Source organism: Micromonospora sp. WMMD980 (assembly GCF_029626035.1).
Classification (GTDB): domain Bacteria; phylum Actinomycetota; class Actinomycetes; order Mycobacteriales; family Micromonosporaceae; genus Micromonospora.
The window spans coordinates 6217278-6233968 of the sequence record NZ_JARUBE010000003.1 but is presented as its reverse complement, the minus strand read 5'-3'; the positions used below and the strand labels follow the sequence as shown (position 1 = coordinate 6233968).

The window sequence follows — 16691 nt, the reverse complement described above, 5'->3', positions numbered from 1 at the left end:
ATGACCCCACCAGAAATATCCGCAATCGGACATTTCCGAGCAGGGGTCAAGTCGGAAGGCAGCGCAAACTAGCAGTGTAGCCGAGAGGCTAACCGCTGTCCAGCCCACCCCGCAGGTCGTCGCGGAACATGCCCTGGGACCTCGGAAAACCGGGTCCGCGGGGCCGCTCGGAACGCGACGCTCCTGCCGGTCCGCTCGTGGTGCGGCGGCGGTGGTGCTGCCGTTGCCCTTACCCGAGTGGCGGCCGTTGCAAGCGCGGAAGGTCTTGCTGATGTCAGCGTGCCTGTCCTGCCGGTGCCGCGTCAAGGGCCGGTTACCGCTCGGGGTGTCTTTCCCACCGACGGACTACCGACCCGGCGTCCCTGAGAGGCCGGTGCGAGAACCCTGGACGCCCTGCTCACACCGCTACCGTCGGGGAGCACCAACACGGCGGGCGGTGATCCGCTCCCGGATCACCGCCCGCCGCGACGCGGTTGTGCGCCGACTCACGTGAGCCGGACACGCGTCAGGTCAGACCAACGTCACTTGAGGGTGACCTTGGCGCCCTCACCCTCGAGCTTGGCCTTGGCCTTCTCGGCGGTCTCCTTGTTGGCCTTCTCCAGGACGGCCTTCGGAGCGGCCTCGACCAGGTCCTTGGCCTCCTTGAGGCCCAGGCCGGTCAGCTCACGCACGACCTTGATGACCTGGATCTTCTTGCCACCGTCGGCGTCGAGGATGACGTCGAACTCGTCCTTCTCCTCCTCGGCCGGGGCGGCAGCGCCACCGGCGGCACCGCCGGCCGCGGCAACCGCGACCGGAGCGGCGGCGGTGACCTCGAAGGTCTCCTCGAACTGCTTCACGAACTCGGAGAGCTCGATCAGCGTCATCTCCTTGAACGCGTCGAGCAGCTCGTCGGTGCTGAGCTTCGCCATGTCTGGCGTCCTTTCTGCAAGTGGAAACTAAGAATGTGGTGCGCCGCGCGGCCTCAGGCCGCCTCGGCGCCCTCCTGCTCGCGCTTCTTGTCCGCCAGGGCGGCCGCCGCGCGGGCGGCCTTGGAGAGCGGCGCCTGGAACAGGGCCGCGGCCTTGCTCAGGTTGCCCTTCATGGCACCGGCCAGCTTGGCCAGCAGCACCTCGCGGGACTCCAGGTCGGCGAGCTTCGTGACCTCGGCCGCGGAAATGGCCTTGCCCTCGAAGACACCGCCCTTGATGACGAGCTTCGGGTTGGCCTTCGCGAAGTCGCGAAGCCCCTTCGCCGCCTCGACGACGTCGCCCGAAACGAAAGTCAGCGCGGTAGGACCGGTGAACAGCTCGTCGAGGCCGGAGATGCCCGCATCGGCCGCGGCACGCTTGGCCAGCGTGTTCTTCGCGACCGTGTAGCTGGTCTCCTTGCCGAGCGTGCGCCGCAGCTGGGTGAGCTGCGAAACCGTGAGCCCGCGGTACTCGGTCAGCACGGTGGCGCCCGACGAGCGGAAGCTCTCGGTCAGCTCGGCGACGGCCGTGGCCTTGTCGGCCCGGATCGGCTTGTCCGCCATGTCCCTCCTCTCTCGTTGCTCGGAGCTGGCACGCCGGCGACGAGAGAACTCGCGACGGCGGCGGAGGCGCCACGACAACGAAAAAGCCCCGGCGCGGGGCGCACGGGGCGAGGGCCGGGATCATGGGCACAGTCGGCGGACCGTGGATGACACCGAGTTTCGCTTGCCGCCCTGCGCGGGTCGCCCGTCGTCGCGGGACCTTCGACCGTGCCAGGGCACGGTGACCAGCGGTCTGTGGGTGGAACTACCGCCCCAGGTTACGCGACCGCGCCACTCGCGCCAAATCGCCCCCCGGTGCTTCCGGTCACCCGCCCGATCAGGCCCGGGTGCGGCGCCCCCAGGCGTAGCCGGCCAGCGCCACCGCCGTCCAGAGCGCCGCCCAGCCGGTCAGCAGCAGCCCGGTGCCCACCGCGACCGGCCCGGTGACCGCCCGCGCGGTCGCCATCACCGGCGGGACCAGCCACGGCGCCACCGAGCCGGACAACCCGAACACCACGAACCCGACCGCGCCGACCGCCAGCACGGCCACCCCGTAGCCGGCGCTGCGGGTGATCGCCCGACTGGCCAGCGCGCCGAGGGCCACCGCCGCCGGCAGGGCGAGCAGGTGCGCCCACAACCCGAGCGCCACACCGACCAGGGCCGGCCGCCCGTCCGGGCCGGCCGCCGTGGTGAGGCCCCCGATCGGCCACGGCAGCACCAGCGCGACAGCCACCACGGCGAGCCCGGCCACCAGCGCCGCGAGCAGCCCGGCCGCCCGCTCCCGGGCCGGCCCGACCACCACCCGGGCCAGCCGGCGCTGCACGTCGGGCTCGACGTCGAGCAGGATCTTGGTCTGCCAGGCCAGCACCGGGAAGAGCACCACCGCGGAGACGCCGTAGGCCTCCGCCGGCCGGGCCTGACCGCCGCCGTAAAGGATGCCGAGGGCGAGCAGGCCGGCCAGCACCGGCGCCAGCGCCCGTCCGGTACGCACGAAGCCGGCCAGCCGCAGCCGCACCAGGGCGATCACCGGGTCACCTCCGACGCCGGCCCGGACCGCTCGGTCGGGATGCCCTCGGCGGCACCGGCCAGGGCGCTCCCCCGCCCGGCGGGCTGCCCGTCGAACGCGCCGCCCGGGGTGGCGGGCGGGCTCGCGACAGGTCGGTCCGGTGGCTTCGGGACATCAGCGGTGTCCGGCGCGCCCGGCGGCCCCGGCACGCCCTGGTTGCCCGGCAGGGCCGGTGACAGCGCGGCATCCGTGGCGGCGGGCTGGCCCGACGGCACGGTGGGCCGGCCCGCGACGGGTCGACCGGGTGGCGTGGCGGCGGCGGGGACGGCGTGGTCGCGTATCCGAAGGATCTGGTGGCCGTCGGCGCGCAGGCGGGCGACGGCGGCGGCGAGGCCCGCGGCCGGCACCGCCAGCTCGACCACCGCGACGGCCGAACCCCCGGACGGCGCCGTCTCGGTGAGAGTGCCGTCGGCGACCGACCAGTGCCGGGCGCCGGGCAGCCGGACCGTCTCGCCCCGGTGGTCGCTGACCAGCACCGCGCCGCCGCCGGCCAGCACCTCGCCGATCAACTCGGGGACCAGCTCGCGGGCGGCCGCGTCGAGCCCCTCCCAGGGCTCGTCGAGCACCAGCAGCCCGGGCCGGCGCAGCAACGCCTGCGCCAGGCCGACCTTCTGGGCGGTGCCCTTGGACAGCTGGGGCAGGCGCACGTCGTGGAACCGGGTCAGGCCCAGCCGCTCGACTCAGTGGCGCACCGCCCGGTCGGCGGCGGGCCCGGGCAGGCCGACGACCCGGCCCATCGCGGCGAGGTAGGACCCGACGGTGAACGGCTGGTCGGCGGGGAACCGCTCCGGCACCCAGCCGACCGTCACCGGGCGGCCGGTCACCCGGCCCCGGCTCGGTCGCAGCACCCCGGCGGCGAGCTGAAGCAGGGTGGACTTGCCCGCCCCGTTGCGACCGAGCACGACCGCGACCTCGCCCGGACCGATCGCCACGTCGACCTGGCACAGCACCCACGGGCCGTGCCGTCGGTAGCGAAGCCACACCCCGTCGAGCCGCATGCGCCGAGACTGCCACACCGGACAGACGAACGGGGCCCCGCCACGGTGTGGTGGCGGGACCCCGTCGGAGACGTGCGGTTGCTCAGCTCTCGGCGGAGCCTTCCTGCAGGTTCTTGACCACCTTCGGGTCGACCGGGACGCCCGGGCCCATGGTGGTGGTCAGGGTGACCTTCTTGAGGTAGGTGCCCTTGGCCGCGGACGGCTTGGCGCGCAGCACCTCGTCGAGGACCGCGGCGTAGTTGTCGACCAGCTGGGCCTCGGAGAAGGAGGCCTTACCGATGATCAGGTGCAGGTTGGAGTGCTTGTCCACCCGGAAGGTGATCTTGCCGCCCTTGATGTCCGCGACCGCCTTGGTGACGTCCATGGTCACGGTGCCGGTCTTCGGGTTCGGCATCAGGCCGCGCGGGCCCAGGATCCGCGCGATCCGGCCGATCTTGGCCATCTGGTCCGGGGTGGCGATCGCGGCGTCGAAGTCCAACCAACCGCCCTGGATACGGGCGACCAACTCGTCGGTGCCCACCTCGTCCGCGCCCGCCGCGGCGGCCTCCTCGGCCTTCGCGCCGGCGGCGAAGACGATCACGCGGGCGGTCTTACCGGTGCCGTGCGGCAGGTTGACCACGCCGCGGACCATCTGGTCCGCCTTGCGGGGGTCGACGCCGAGGCGCATCGCGACCTCGACCGTGGCGTCGAACTTGACGTTGGTGTTCTCCTTGGCCAGCTTGACGGCCTCGGCGGGGGCGTAGAGCTTCGACCGGTCGATGACCTCGGCGGCCTTGCGGTAGCTCTTGCTGCGCTGCATTTCTGGTGACTCCTGTGGTCTCTGGCGGGCGCGCGGGTCGGCGGCCCTCCCACGAACGGATCGGGTGGAGCGGTGGAGCGAGATCAGTCGGCGACGGTGAGGCCCATCGACCGGGCGGTGCCGGCGATGATCTTCTCGGCCTGGTCGATGTCGTTGGCGTTGAGGTCCGCCATCTTCTTCTCGGCGATCTCACGCAGCTGGGCGCGGGTCACCGAGCCGACCTTCTCCTTGTGCGGGACACCCGAGCCCTTCTGCACACCGGCGGCCTTGATCAGCAGCCGGGCGGCGGGCGGGGTCTTCAGCACGAAGGTGAAGGTGCGGTCCTCGTAGACGCTGATCTCGGCGGGGACGACGTCGCCCCGCTGGGACTCGGTCTGCGCGTTGTAGGACTTGCAGAACTCCATGATGTTCACGCCGTGCTGGCCGAGCGCGGGGCCGACCGGCGGCGCCGGCGTGGCCTGGCCCGCCGGCAGCTGAAGCGTGAACGTCTTGACGAGCTTCTTCTTCGGAGGCATGTCTCTTCCTGGGGCTTGAAACTGGGATTCTCCGCCGCCCGCGGGCGCGCACGGTCAGCGCGGTGCGGACGGCCGACGTTAAAGAGTAACGCAGTCTCACGCGACACCGGCGGCCGGCCCGCGAGGGCCGACCGCCGGCGCGGACGTGACGTGCGTCAGATCTTGGCGACCTGGTTGAAGTTCAGCTCGACCGGCGTCTCCCGGCCGAAGATCGACACCAGCACCTTGAGCTTCTGCTGGTCGGCGTTGATCTCGCTGATCGTCGCCGGCAGCGACGCGAACGCGCCGTCGGTGACGGTGACCGAGTCGCCGACCTCGAAGTCGAGGACCTTGACCTCGGGCTTGGCCTTCTTCTGCTCGGTCTCGACCGCCGGCGCGAGCCACTTGAGCACCTCGTCGAGGCTCAGCGGCGCCGGCCGGTCCGCCCGGTCGGTGGCGCCGACGAAGCCGGTGACGCCCGGGGTGTTCCGGACGCAGGAGTAGGACTCGGCGGTCAACTCCATCCGGACCAGGATGTAGCCCGGGAAGACCTTCGCCTGGACCTGCGACCGCTTGCCGTTCTTGACCTCGACCTCTTCCCGGGTCGGCACCTCGACCTGGTAGATGTAGTCCTCCATGTCGAGGGACGTGATCCGGGTCTCGAGGTTGGTCTTGACCTTGTTCTCGTAGCCGGCGTACGAGTGCACCACATACCAGTCGCCGGGCGCGTAGCGCAGCTTCTGGCGCAGCTCGGCGACCGGGTCGAAGTCTTCGTCCGGAGCCGGCTCGGTGGTCGGGAACTCCGGCTCGCTGGCGGCCTCGACCGACTCGTTGTTGGCCGCCGTCGCCACCGCGGACTGCTCGTCCGGGGTCTCGGCGGTCTCGTCGTACTCAGGCACGCTCGCTCACTTCCGTCAGTATTGCTGTCCGCAGGTCAGCTGGGGTTGCCGAAGACCCACAGCACCGCCTTGGCGAAGCCGTAGTCCAGCAGGGCCACGATCGCCAGCATCACCGCGACGAAGGTGACCACCACCGCCGTGTAGGTCAGCAGCTCCTTGCGGGTCGGCCAGATGACCTTACGCAGCTCCGCCACGACCTCGCGGAAGAACCGCGCGATGCGGGCGAAGAGCCCGATCCGCTCGGTGTCCTTACGGGTCTTGCGGCCCTCGGCCGGCTCGGCGTGCGCCCGCTTGCGGGTCGCGGTGCCGCCCCGGGAGACCGGCTCGTCCGCGTCGGCGGCGTCGTCGGCCACATCGTCGTCGGCAACGCCGTCGACGATCGCGTCGTCATTCAGACGCTCGTCGCCGTCGTTCTCGCCGCGCCGCTTCTTCTCGGCCACTTCGCCCTCCGTGCGGGGTTGGGGTCGCACGCCGGGCGGCGTGCGCGGCGTGTTGGTCACGCCGGCCGGACCAACCGTCCCGCGACGGGCCGCGGCCGGCGGACCGGCCGGGACAGCCCCGATCGCCTCGGGACCATGCCACCGGTGCCACCACCACGGGCCGGACGCCACCGCGAACGGCGACGCGACCCACGGGAACGGTCAGGCCTGAGGCGCAGGGGTGACAGGACTTGAACCTGCAGCCTGCGGTTTTGGAGACCGCTGCTCTGCCAATTGAGCTACACCCCTGTGCGGCAACTCACCTTCACCCGGACACGTGGTGTCGAGCGGAGGTCACTTGCCCCACGGCGGACCAGTGTACGGGTAGTCGTACGACTTTCCCAACCGGTCCACCCCTCGCGCGTCGGGTGACCCTCAGCGAGAAGTGCGAATCAGTGCCCGGGCCTGCGACAGCACCTTCTCACCCCGGCAGGTGGCGGTGATGTCGAGCCGGGTCAGTCCGTCCTCGGTGACCTCCTTGACCACCGCGGAGACCTCGATCTCGATGCCCTCGTCGGCGTCCGGGACGACCACCGGGCGGGTGAACCGGACGCCGAAGTCGACCACCGCGTCCGGCGCGCCGGCCCAGCCGGCGACCGCGCGACCGACCAGGGCCATGGTGTACATGCCGTGGGCGATGACGCCGGGCAGGCCCACGCCGGTGGCGGTCCGGTCGCTCCAGTGGATCGGGTTGAAGTCGCCCGAGGCGCCCGCGTAGCGGACCAGGTCCGCCCGGGTCACCCGGTAGGTCTGCACCGGCAGCTCCATGCTCACGCCTCCCCGCGTACGACGATCTTGGCCCAGACCGTGACCACCGGTTCACCGCCGGACGTGCGCACGTCCGTGCGGGTGGTCAGGAAGCCGTGCCCACCCCGGCTGGTCACGTCCTCGATGGTGTTCACGCAGACCAGCTCGTCGCCGGCCACCACCGGCCGGGTGTAGGCGAACCGCTGGTCGCCGTGGACCACCCGGCTGTAGTCGACGCCCAACTCCGGGTCGTCGACGATCTGCCGGCTGGCCGCCATGGTCACGAGCACCGGGAACGTCGGCGGCGCCACCACGTCGGCGTGGCCCCGCGCACGGGCCGCCTCGGGGTCGTGGTGCGCCGGGTCGGTCGCCCCGATGGCGGTGGCGAACTCGCGGATCTTTTCTCGGCCCACCTGGTAGGGGGCGGTCGGCGGATAGGTCCGGCCGACGAAGGACGGGTCCAGGGACATGCCGCGAACCTACACGGAAAACACGAACGCCGATCCGAGCGGTCGGCCGGCCCGAGGGCCGTCGACCGGGCGGACCGGCGTTCGGAAAAGCTGCTGCGGGCCGGCGGCGCCGGCCGTGCGTCAGCGGGTCTCGCGGTGGACGGTGTGCTTGCCGTCCCGGGGGCAGAACTTCTTCAGCTCGATGCGGTCCGGGTCGTTACGACGGTTCTTGCGCGTGATGTAGTTGCGCTCCTTGCACTCCACACACGCCAAAGTGATCTTCGGCCGGACATCGGTCGCCTTCGCCACGGCGGAGTGCCTTCCTCGCTCACGGATATCAACTACGGCGTGTCAGCCTACGCGCTGACGACGCGGACATGCAAAGTGGGCGCCTGTGGCGCCCATCCCACCGGCCACCGAGCGAACCCGGAGGACGAGAGTAGCGGTGGCCGGACTTGAACCGGCGACACAGCGATTATGAGCCGCTTGCTCTGCCATCTGAGCTACACCGCCGTGGCGGGTCCAGCCGGACCCTTTGAGCCCCCTTACGGAATCGAACCGTAGACCTTCTCCTTACCATGGAGACGCTCTGCCGACTGAGCTAAGGGGGCCTGCCCGATCACCCCTGGGGTGTCGCGCAGAGGAAACAGTACACGACCTCGTCCCCGAGGTGAAATCGGATCCCCCCGACACGTGTCGGGCCTGATCAGGGCACCACACGCAGGCGCGGAAGCTCTCCGGCGACGATCGTCTCGGGGTCGACCTGGGCGCCGAACCACGCCTCCAGACGCTCGTACGGGAGCGGCCGGCTGAACAGGAAGCCCTGGCCGATCTCGCAGCCGATGTCCTGGAGCAGCTCCAGCGTCAGCTCGCTCTCCACGCCCTCGGCGACCACGGTCAGACCGAACTGCTGGGAGAGCGTCACCACCGCGTTGACGATGGCCAGGTCGCCCGGGTCGGTCGCCATCCCCTGCACGAACGAGCGGTCCACCTTGACCTCGTGCACCGGCAGCCGGCGCAACTGGGCCAGGGACGAATTGCCGGTGCCGAAGTCGTCCACCGAGAGCCGGACACCGAGGTCGCGGAGGCTGCGCAGGGTCGGGATGGGACGTTCGGTGCCGTCCAGCACACCCGACTCGGTGATCTCCAGGGTGAGCCGCTGCGGGGGTACGCCGTACTCCTCCAGCAGGTCGCGCACGAGCGCCGGGAAGTGCTGGTCGTTGAGCGTACGGGCGGCGAGGTTGACCGAGACGGAGAGCGCCTGCTCCCCGTGGCTCCAGTCGCGGCTGCGCCGCAGACTCTCCCGAAGCACGAACTCGGTGAGCCGGCCGAGCTGGCCGGTGTGCTCGGCGACCGCCACGAAGTCGTCCGGCTCGACCGTGCCGTGCGCCGGGTGCTCCCAGCGGGCCAGGCACTCCACGCCCACCAGCCGGCGGTCCCGCAGCGTCACCTTGGGTTGGAAGTAGACCTCCAGGTCGCCGTCGGCCAGCGCCCGCTCCAGGTCGCCGGCGAGGCCCAGCCGGCGCAGCGAGCGGGACTCCAGCGCCGGGCTGTAGAGCTGCACGCTGCCCGGCACCGACTTGGCCGCGGTGGCGGCCAGGTCGACCCGCTGGAGCAGGGCCACCGCGTCGCCGCCGTGGTCGGGGTGCACGGCCACGCCGACGGCGGTGTCGACGTCCAGGGTGAGCGTGTCGAAGACCATCTCGTCGCGGATCTGCTCGCGAAGCTGGGCGGCCAGCTCCAGCGCCGCGTCGGCGCTCTCCAGCCGCAGCGTCACCAGGAACTCGTCGCCACCGACGCGGCCGACGAGCGCCGAGGAGGGGGCGCAGGCGCGCAGCCGCTCGGCCACCTCGACCAGCACCTTGTCGCCGGCCGCGTGGCCGAGCGACTCGTTGACCTGGCGCAGCCGGTCGACGTCGAAGAGCAGCAGCGCCACCACCTCGTCCGGCGCGCCGATCTTGATCGCCTCGGCGACCGCCGAGACGAGCCGGCGCCGGTTGGGCAGCTTGGTGAGCCCGTCGTGGTCGGCGTCGTGCCGCAACCGGTCGACGAGGCGCGAGTTTTCCAGGGCGACCGCGGCGTGCGCGGCGACCGTCTCGAAGACGGGCAGGTCACGCGGCGTGAAGTGGCCGACGTCGCTGATCCGGTTGACCACCTCCAGCGTCCCGATCACCGCCTGGCCCGAGCGCAGCGGCACCACGATGGCGTCCTTGACCTGCTTCACGTCGGCGACGCCGCGCAGCGCGGTGTCGGCGCCCAACTGCCGACCGGTGGTCAGCGTGCGGCCCAGGCTGCGCGCCTGCTCCCGGAACACCGCGGGGGTCGGGGCGACGTCCAGCAGGCCGGGCGCGTCGACGCGCGCGGTGAGCAGCACCTCCGGGTGCCGCCCCTGGGCCGGCAGCCAGAGCGTGGCGTATTCCGCCTGCATCAGCGCGCGGACCCGGTCGAGCAGCACGTCACCCAGCGCGCCCTCGGCGCTGGTGGTGATCAGGCGGGCCAGGTCGTACATGCCGGCCAGCGTGCGGTGCTGCTGGAAGAACTGGGAGTAGGAGCGGTAGACCTGGCCGAGCGCGACGAAGAGCGCGCCGAGCAGCAACGCGGACCACCAGGTCGTCTCCAACGCGATCAGGATGAGCAGCCCGATCGAGGCGTTGATCGACGAGGTGAGGAAGACGGAGGGGGCGGTACGCAACGCCTCGCGGCCGGGCTGCCAACCCTGGAGGAGCACGTGCACGCCGACCACGGAGAGCAGGCTGACCAGGGTGATGGTGTTGATCGCGACGAAGAGGCTGGCCCAGGTGCCCGGCCGGTCGACGCCCTGCAACGGCGGCAGGGCCAGGAGGACGAGGCCGGCCAGCGAGGTCGCGGCCGCGGCCTTGGCCGCGTTGAACCACAGCTTCGCCGGCGTGAAGCGGTGCCAGACGCACCAGCCCAGCGTCGACAGCGTGTAGATGAGGACCACCGTCAGTGGTGGCAGGTAGAACAGCGCCACCACCAACGGCACTTCGGTCAGCGTCACGGCGACCGACTGGCGCCGGACGATGAAGTTGAGGACGGGAACGCTGACCGCTGTCATCACGAGGAGCAGGACGAAGCCCCAGCCCCAGTCACCGAGGGGGTCGTCCGCGATGATCGCGATCGCGGTGCTGAAGATGACCGCGCTGAGCGTCAGTGGTGCGGTGATGAGCCAGGCCCGCTCCGTCGATCGGCGTCCTTGGTTCCGGCCGGCCATACCACTCCCCTGTGCCGCACGAGGCGGTCCGTGGGTCACCGCGTGATGTCGGCGGCCCAGATGACGTCGCCCAGTTGCGCTTCGGTGCTGCCGATGACGCTGGAACCAACCAGAAGGGCAGCGAGCACGAGGAGCGAGCCGAGCAGCCGGCCCAACCTTCGACCAGACATGATTGCTCCTGTCGGGAGAGTGTCACAGGGATGGTGGAGGTTCCACGATCGTGCCACACCGGTCAGGGGCAGAAAAGGAGCGAAGACCTGTGCAGCCCGAGTAGCTGTCAGGTTCCGCCGTTCGGCCCAAGCACCCACCACACGCAGCCAGGTCATCGGGTTGGAAGGTGCTCGTCGCAACCGTCCACTGCGGATTCCGACGTTCATCGCGAAACGATCAAGACACGCGAAATCTCCGTCCCACCAGCACCCATGCTCGCCTGGCCCTCGACCCGTCCGCAGGACGAAGTCGGCTCCGGCCATAGACCACCATACCTGCATTCGGCATGAGCGCCAGAGGGTGATTCCCTCACTGACGGCTAAACCCACCTGACGTACGCCAACCGTGGCGTGACCGTCAACGCCGGGCACGGGAACCGACCTTCGACAGCACGACGAGCAGCCCGGCACCGATGAACAGACCGATGACGGCGAAGACGAGCGTCTGCGCCAACCAGTGCGCGCCGCCCAGGAACGACGTCGCCAGCCAGACGCAGAGCAGCCCGGCCGCCGGCCCCGCCACCAGGGCGAGCACGATCGCGGTCAGTCGCTGGCCGGCACTGGCGTCGAGGTAGGTGTTGAACCTGTTGACCGAGCGGCGACCGGAGACTGACATGTATCGCTGGATACCCGCGCGCCGCACCGTCGCAAACCGGTTGCCGCCGCACACCTCCGTTGACGGATCATGTGGCGGTGCTCGCCGATGCCGCCCTCGCCCGACTCCAGGAGTCCGCCGTCCTCTGGAGCACCGGCCCGGGCACCGCCGCCCAGGTGATCGAGGCCGCCTGCGACTGCCTGGTGGCGGGCGTGGACAGCCCGACCCTCCGGATCCTCGCCGGCGCCTCGTGCGCGAAGGGCGGCGAGAGCGACGAACTGCGGCGGTGGCTCGACGGCGCGCTGACCGAACTCTCCCTCACCTACTACCCGCAGGGGAGCCGAGACGGCGAGGAGGCGGCCGTCCGGCTCATGGCCCGGCGGGCGCTCGCCGGGGAGATCACGCCACGTGATCTGACGGTCTGGGCGTACCTGCACATCACCTGGGACGGCACTCCCCTGGCCGCCGAGCTTGTCGCCTTCGAAAATTCCTACGAGTACGCGGAGGCCGTCCGGGTCGTCGGCGACACGACCGCGGACATCGACGCGGACGTGCTCGCCGAAGCCCGCCGCCTTGCCGGCGGGCACTGACACCGTCACCGCCCTTCCTTCCGCCGCCGGGCAGGGACTGAGCCGGGCAGTAGCCCGCCTCGCCTGACGAAGATCGAGCGACGCGCCACCGCGTCACCGCATGCGTTGAGCTGGTAGCCGTCCAGCCACGTCCAGCCGTCGTAGGTGGTCCAGTCGAGCACCCGGATCAACCGGAAGTGGAACGGCGTCACGAACTGAACGCTCGCCGTCCTGCCGATCAGGAGCAGCGCGCCGCACCTCAGCTCCGCCACTGCTCGCGGACCCGCCGCCACGCGCGGATGCGGGCCCGCGCCACCACGACCCGAGGGCACCAGCCGTACGGACGGCAGCGGGAGCAGGTGTACGCCACGTGGTAGTCGATGACCGCCCAGGACAGCGCCACCAGGAAGGGCGTGTCCAACCTCCGCTCCGGCGTCACGGCCGGCCGCCGTTGCGATGTCTGCCGCGCCGGGACATCTCGCACCTCCGCCGGTCGTCGGTCACCCCTGTCAGCAGCCAACCTGGCGGAGCCAGTGCTCGGTCTGCAACGTCTCATCCAGAGAATCAAAGGAAAAGATTGACGCCGTGCCATCGGCGCGTGCAGGCTGGCTCGAATGAGACACACCGGCATCTGAGGTGAGATCGGGGTCAGATGGTCGAGACGGGATCTTCCGTCCCACGCCGGCAGTTGGGACGGTTGCTGCGCCAGGCTCGCGAGGAAGCCGGCATCGCCCTGGAGGCTGCGGCCACCACCCTGGAGTGGTCACGGGCGAAGATGTACCGGCTGGAGGCCGGCCGGACGTCGCTCCGCACCCACGACGTGAACCTGATGTGCCAGCTCTACGGCACCTCCACCGAGCTGACCGAAGTCCTGGTCTCGCTCGCCAGGGAGAGCAAGAGCAAGGGCTGGTGGCACGCCTACGGTGACGTGATCCCGGCGTGGTTCGAGCTGTACGTCGGCCTGGAAGCGGCGGCCCGTCATGTCCGGCACTACGAGCCGAACCTGATTCCGGGACTGCTCCAGACGCCGGAGTACATGTCAGCGGTGTTCGAGACCAAGCCCGGTCGCACGCCGCAGGAGGTGGCGCAGAAGGTCGCCCTACGAATGGAGCGGCAGAAGCTTCTGGCGCGAAGGAGCCCTGCCGCGCCGGCCTTCGAAGCGATCGTCGACGGGGCCGTCCTTCGCCGCCCCATCAGCGACGTGGAGGCATGGCGGGCTCAGCTAGCCCATCTGGTCAACGCGGCCCAGGCACGGAACATCACGGTCCGCGTGCTGCCCGCGAGCGTCGGCCCTCACCGGGCATCCGTCGCCGGAGCGTTCATCATCCTCGACTTCCCGGCGAAGGGAACGCGGCCCGCAGAATCCAGCACCGTCTACAGCGAGTCGCTGACCGGCAGCCTCTACCTTGATCGCCCCAGCGAGGTGGAGACCTACGTCGCGGCTTGGGAGACTCTGTGGGATCTCGCCTTGGACGAACGTGCTTCCGAGGATCTGGTGGGTGCCCTGATCAAGGAGACTTACGATGACTGAACTGACCATGGCCCGCTGGCGTAAGAGCAGCTACAGCGGCAACGAGGGCGCCTGCGTCGAGGTGGCCGACAACCTTCCGGGCCTCGTGCGCGTGCGCGACAGCAAGGACATCGCCGGCCCGGCCCTGGCCTTCGCCCCCGCCCGCTGGGCTTCCTTCGTCAAGTTCGCGAAGCACCACACCAGCAGCTAGCGAACGGTTGCGGAAGGTCGTCCCGCGTTCGGCCCCAGCCGGAGGCTCATTCATCCGCCGGCATCGGCCACACGTCCCGCGAGTCGTTGAAGGGTCCGGCCGGGTGCGGGTCGACGCTCAGCGCCTTCGCCCAGCGCCACACCCTGGACGGCCACCGCGGCACCGACCGCCACAGCCACGTCGTCAGGCGCACGAGAGGAACCAGTACGGCCAAGCCCAGGGCGGGCAGCACCAGGAACAGCAGCACGAAGGCATAGAAGGCCCCTTGAAGCACCCATCCATCCTCGCGCATCGCCGCGATGAATCGTCCGAGGGCGCGGCAGACCTTCCAGCCACCAATCGGATCAGCACCGCCTACGTGGAGCACGAGAGCGGAGCCGCCCTCGTCCTGAGGCAGCTCATCGCCGAACTGCCGCGTCGTTCCTTCGGCCACGAGTCAACTCAGCGCGAACCGCTCGCCGTCGAAGTCGGCCACGATCTCCAGCCGGCCGCCGAGAGCAGAGACGTACCGGTCGATGGTGCCTACCTCAGTCGCCGGCACGTCACCCTTCTCGATCGCGGCCACTCTCGGCTGTGAGACGTGCATGAGATCGGCGACCTCCTGTTGGGTCAGACGACGATGCTCGCGCATCTCACGAAGGCGGGTGGCTCGCACCTCGGCGAGCATCCGCTCTTTGTGCTCGGCGACCTTCGCCTCATCAAGATTCATACGTGAGCGGGTGTCCCGCCAACTACGCACCATCAGCGTTGTCCCTTCAACGTCCGTAGATGTGCGGCGAAGAGCCGGTCCGCTTCGAGGATGCTGGTCTCGTGCCAGCCCTTCCAGTTGCGGGCCTTATTCCCGGCAACCAGCAGGATGGCTGCACGGGTCGGGTCGAAGGCGAACAGGATGCGGATCTCGGACTGACCCGAGGATCCCGGCCTGAGTTCCTTAATGTTCTTGTAGTCCGAGCCCTTGACCCGGTCGACCAGGGGGCGGCCCACAGCAGGGCCTTCCCTTGCCAGAATGGCGAGCGCAGCGGCAACCTGGTTCGCCGAGTCGGGATCCTCCTTGCCGAGGCGGGTCGGCCAGTCGTCAACCTCATCGGTGGAGTCGATCCGCCAGACGCCCGCGCTCCAATCGAGCCCACGTACAACCCGTGCGCTATAGATGCGATGGGACTCGTCGCCGCTAGACCTAGCGCGACCAACCGGTCCGTACGTCACGCCGGTTGAGAGGGATATCTGACATCGGATCATGAGACCCGCAGCCCTGAGGAGCGTCGGAGCCACCGCTCCCGCAGTCGTCATGTCGTCCAACGAGAACGGCCCCCGATCAGCATCTCTGCTGGTCAGGGGCCGCTTCTGCACCTGGTGGCGGGTAGAGGATTCGAACCTCTGAAGCTTTCGCGACGGATTTACAGTCCGCTCCCATTGGCCGCTCGGGCAACCCGCCAGGGCACCCCACCGCGTCGCAACGCGGCGGCGGAAGCAAGGATAGCGGTTGCCCCCGGTCCCTCCGCAACGGGGTACCGTCAGGGAGTCCCACGCTGGTCAGCGCGGGACGGATCAGGACACACCGTCGGACAGCAGGAGCATGAGCATGGCAGCGAACCCGTCGTTCGACATCGTGAGCAAGGTCGACCGCCAGGAGGTCGACAACGCCCTCCGCCAGGCGGAGAAGGAGCTCTCGCAGCGGTTCGACTTCCGCGGCACCGGCGCCGAGATCTCCTGGTCGGGTGAGGAGGGGATCAGCCTCCAGGCGGAGACCGAGGAGCGGGTGCGCGCCGCGCTCGACGTCTTCAAGGAGAAGCTGGTCAAGCGCAACATCTCGCTGAAGTCGCTGGACGCCGGCGACCCGAAGGCGTCGGGCAAGATCTTCAAGATCGACGCCAAGGTGATCCAGGGTATCGACACCGACAAGGCGAAGGCGATCAGCAAGAAGATCCGCGACGAGGGCCCGAAGGGCGTCCAGGCGCAGATCCAGGGCGACCAGCTCCGCGTCACCGGCAAGAAGAAGGACGACCTCCAGGCCGTTATCGCGCTGCTCAAGGGCGAGGACTTCGGCGTCGCGCTCCAGTTCAACAACTATAGGTAAGGCGGCTTCGGCCGGCCTGGTTATGGCGCCAACCACGCCCTGCCACCTGGGCAGACGTCGTCACCAGTGGTCGTCGTTGGTCGCTCTCGATCGACTTCCGACGGCCTAGCGACGGCCTGGCAGGCCGCGGGAAGGAGCCTGAGACGCGGCCACCCCCGACGAGACACCACGACCCGGCCACGGACGTGCTCTAGGACGCAGACAGAGTCAAAGGGACATGCGACACTTCTTCCGTGGACAGCACCGAGCCCCCCTACGATGTCGCCGATGCCGCGCTGCGGGTGACCTGGGACTCTGCGGGCGAGCTCCCGGTCGTCGTAGCTAACCAGTTCGCGGTGACGCTTGGCCTGCCATCAAAGCGTGGCAATCCGGACGGCATCTACCTGCTGGTTGGGCACCTTGCGCCACCCACTGTTGTGGGATCGGCCGAAGACATCCGGGCGTTTGCAACATCGGCTGGAGGAAAAATTGACGTCTCGGTTCATGGCAAGTATCTGATAACCCGGGATCGGCTCCAGGAGTTAGTTGATACACTGGCTTCGATGGCCGAGAAGTACGACCAGGCAGTCGCCCAAGCGCAAGCAGGGGAGGTGCGGCAATGAACGCCACGTTGGTCTTGACGTCCGGTCCCTCAACTGTCGGCAATCAGACCGTCGTCGGCATGCTGGCGGCGGTAGGTAACGCCGTACGCAAGATCGCTGTCGGCCCAACGATCGCCAGTACAGTGGCCGTTCCCTCGCCCTGCGCCCCGGATCTTGAGGCTGCCTTCAGCGCTTGGGCCGACGAGAGCCTGGAGTGGGCGCAAGCAACCTTCGATGCCCAGGCAGAGGCTTGGCCCGCATACTGATCCTGTGCCATATCCAAA

General features: G+C 69.7%; 23 protein-coding genes, 4 tRNA genes and 1 pseudogene. 6 read left to right on the top strand and 22 right to left on the bottom strand.

Annotated elements, in window-relative coordinates; translation table 11 throughout:
- Window positions 1-521: 521 nt before the first annotated feature.
- From rplL to O7618_RS29455, 16 genes and pseudogenes are all read right to left on the bottom strand, one after another.
- Window positions 522-911 carry a 50S ribosomal protein L7/L12 gene (rplL, locus tag O7618_RS29530; RefSeq protein ID WP_278109418.1) on the bottom strand — a complete coding sequence of 130 codons (390 nt, stop codon included), beginning with the start codon at window positions 909-911 and terminating at the stop codon, window positions 522-524.
- Window positions 912-964: 53 nt separating this feature from the next.
- Window positions 965-1513, bottom strand: coding sequence for a 50S ribosomal protein L10 (gene rplJ / locus O7618_RS29525; RefSeq protein WP_091065754.1), 549 nt, complete (start codon window positions 1511-1513; stop codon window positions 965-967).
- Between the two features lie 316 nt (window positions 1514-1829).
- Window positions 1830-2519, bottom strand: coding sequence for a hypothetical protein (locus O7618_RS29520; protein WP_278109417.1), 690 nt, complete (start codon window positions 2517-2519; stop codon window positions 1830-1832).
- A pseudogene (locus tag O7618_RS29515) lies at window positions 2516-3556 on the bottom strand (ATP-binding cassette domain-containing protein). The gene O7618_RS29520 and the pseudogene O7618_RS29515 overlap by 4 nt, the downstream one beginning before the upstream one ends.
- Before the next feature lie 82 nt (window positions 3557-3638).
- Window positions 3639-4355, bottom strand: a complete 717-nt coding sequence (rplA, locus tag O7618_RS29510) for a 50S ribosomal protein L1 (RefSeq protein WP_278109416.1) — start codon at window positions 4353-4355, stop codon at window positions 3639-3641.
- Window positions 4356-4438: 83 nt separating this feature from the next.
- Window positions 4439-4870, bottom strand: coding sequence for a 50S ribosomal protein L11 (gene rplK, locus O7618_RS29505; protein ID WP_091065740.1), 432 nt, complete (start codon window positions 4868-4870; stop codon window positions 4439-4441).
- A 155-nt stretch (window positions 4871-5025) separates the two neighbouring features.
- Window positions 5026-5748, bottom strand: coding sequence for a transcription termination/antitermination protein NusG (gene nusG, locus O7618_RS29500; RefSeq protein ID WP_278109414.1), 723 nt, complete (start codon window positions 5746-5748; stop codon window positions 5026-5028).
- A 35-nt stretch (window positions 5749-5783) separates the two neighbouring features.
- Window positions 5784-6188 (bottom strand): preprotein translocase subunit SecE, encoded by a 405-nt coding sequence (gene secE / locus O7618_RS29495; protein ID WP_278109413.1) that lies wholly within the window; start codon window positions 6186-6188, stop codon window positions 5784-5786.
- Window positions 6189-6403: 215 nt separating this feature from the next.
- Window positions 6404-6476: transfer RNA gene (locus O7618_RS29490), tRNA-Trp, on the bottom strand.
- A 126-nt stretch (window positions 6477-6602) separates the two neighbouring features.
- The gene (locus O7618_RS29485) at window positions 6603-6995 is read right to left on the bottom strand and encodes a MaoC family dehydratase (RefSeq protein ID WP_278110194.1); all 393 of its coding nucleotides are present in this window, start codon (window positions 6993-6995) and stop codon (window positions 6603-6605) included.
- 2 nt (window positions 6996-6997) lie between these two features.
- Complete coding sequence (locus tag O7618_RS29480) at window positions 6998-7444, bottom strand: MaoC family dehydratase N-terminal domain-containing protein (protein WP_278109412.1); 447 nt, start codon at window positions 7442-7444, stop codon at window positions 6998-7000.
- A 120-nt stretch (window positions 7445-7564) separates the two neighbouring features.
- Window positions 7565-7732 (bottom strand): 50S ribosomal protein L33, encoded by a 168-nt coding sequence (gene rpmG / locus O7618_RS29475; protein ID WP_013288652.1) that lies wholly within the window; start codon window positions 7730-7732, stop codon window positions 7565-7567.
- 131 nt (window positions 7733-7863) lie between these two features.
- Window positions 7864-7936, bottom strand: a tRNA-Met gene (locus tag O7618_RS29470).
- Between the two features lie 25 nt (window positions 7937-7961).
- Window positions 7962-8034, bottom strand: a tRNA-Thr gene (locus tag O7618_RS29465).
- 95 nt (window positions 8035-8129) lie between these two features.
- Complete coding sequence (locus O7618_RS29460) at window positions 8130-10655, bottom strand: bifunctional diguanylate cyclase/phosphodiesterase (RefSeq protein ID WP_278109411.1); 2526 nt, start codon at window positions 10653-10655, stop codon at window positions 8130-8132.
- Window positions 10656-11222: 567 nt separating this feature from the next.
- The gene (locus O7618_RS29455; RefSeq protein ID WP_278109410.1) at window positions 11223-11480 is read right to left on the bottom strand and encodes a hypothetical protein; all 258 of its coding nucleotides are present in this window, start codon (window positions 11478-11480) and stop codon (window positions 11223-11225) included.
- 77 nt (window positions 11481-11557) lie between these two features.
- On the opposite strand from O7618_RS29455, the gene O7618_RS29450 reads away from it, so the two are divergent.
- Entirely contained in the window at window positions 11558-12049 is a 492-nt protein-coding gene (locus O7618_RS29450; RefSeq protein ID WP_278109409.1) for a hypothetical protein, read from the top strand.
- A 5-nt stretch (window positions 12050-12054) separates the two neighbouring features.
- Here O7618_RS29450 and O7618_RS29445 read toward each other — a convergent pair whose 3' ends face one another.
- Complete coding sequence (locus O7618_RS29445; protein ID WP_278109407.1) at window positions 12055-12300, bottom strand: hypothetical protein; 246 nt, start codon at window positions 12298-12300, stop codon at window positions 12055-12057.
- Window positions 12288-12449 (bottom strand): hypothetical protein, encoded by a 162-nt coding sequence (locus tag O7618_RS29440; RefSeq protein ID WP_278109406.1) that lies wholly within the window; start codon window positions 12447-12449, stop codon window positions 12288-12290. Before O7618_RS29440 ends, O7618_RS29445 begins: the two co-directional genes overlap by 13 nt.
- Before the next feature lie 231 nt (window positions 12450-12680).
- Here O7618_RS29440 and O7618_RS29435 point away from each other — a divergent pair, with 231 nt between their 5' ends.
- On the top strand, window positions 12681-13559 hold the full coding sequence (locus O7618_RS29435) for a helix-turn-helix transcriptional regulator (protein WP_278109405.1): 879 nt from the start codon (window positions 12681-12683) through the stop codon (window positions 13557-13559).
- A complete protein-coding gene (locus tag O7618_RS29430; protein WP_278109404.1) occupies window positions 13552-13749 on the top strand; it encodes a DUF397 domain-containing protein in 198 nt (65 codons plus the stop codon). Before O7618_RS29435 ends, O7618_RS29430 begins: the two co-directional genes overlap by 8 nt.
- A 46-nt stretch (window positions 13750-13795) precedes the next feature.
- Here O7618_RS29430 and O7618_RS29425 read toward each other — a convergent pair whose 3' ends face one another.
- The 4 genes from O7618_RS29425 to O7618_RS29410 form a co-directional block, all read right to left on the bottom strand.
- Entirely contained in the window at window positions 13796-14182 is a 387-nt protein-coding gene (locus tag O7618_RS29425; protein WP_278109403.1) for a hypothetical protein, read from the bottom strand.
- A gap of 3 nt (window positions 14183-14185) precedes the next feature.
- Window positions 14186-14416, bottom strand: a complete 231-nt coding sequence (locus tag O7618_RS29420; RefSeq protein WP_347405398.1) for a helix-turn-helix domain-containing protein — start codon at window positions 14414-14416, stop codon at window positions 14186-14188.
- 74 nt (window positions 14417-14490) lie between these two features.
- Window positions 14491-15099 carry a type II toxin-antitoxin system RelE/ParE family toxin gene (locus tag O7618_RS29415; protein WP_278109401.1) on the bottom strand — a complete coding sequence of 203 codons (609 nt, stop codon included), beginning with the start codon at window positions 15097-15099 and terminating at the stop codon, window positions 14491-14493.
- A 1-nt stretch (window position 15100) separates the two neighbouring features.
- A tRNA-Tyr gene (locus O7618_RS29410) sits at window positions 15101-15184 on the bottom strand.
- A 147-nt stretch (window positions 15185-15331) separates the two neighbouring features.
- Between O7618_RS29410 and O7618_RS29405 the strand changes: the two genes are divergently transcribed.
- The 3 genes from O7618_RS29405 (at window position 15332) to O7618_RS29395 (ending at window position 16673) form a co-directional block, all read left to right on the top strand.
- Window positions 15332-15826, top strand: coding sequence for a YajQ family cyclic di-GMP-binding protein (locus tag O7618_RS29405; protein WP_091066126.1), 495 nt, complete (start codon window positions 15332-15334; stop codon window positions 15824-15826).
- Window positions 15827-16059: 233 nt separating this feature from the next.
- On the top strand, window positions 16060-16428 hold the full coding sequence (locus O7618_RS29400) for a hypothetical protein (RefSeq protein WP_278109399.1): 369 nt from the start codon (window positions 16060-16062) through the stop codon (window positions 16426-16428).
- Window positions 16425-16673 carry a hypothetical protein gene (locus tag O7618_RS29395; RefSeq protein WP_278109397.1) on the top strand — a complete coding sequence of 83 codons (249 nt, stop codon included), beginning with the start codon at window positions 16425-16427 and terminating at the stop codon, window positions 16671-16673. Before O7618_RS29400 ends, O7618_RS29395 begins: the two co-directional genes overlap by 4 nt.
- The last annotated feature ends 18 nt before the right edge of the window (window positions 16674-16691 follow it).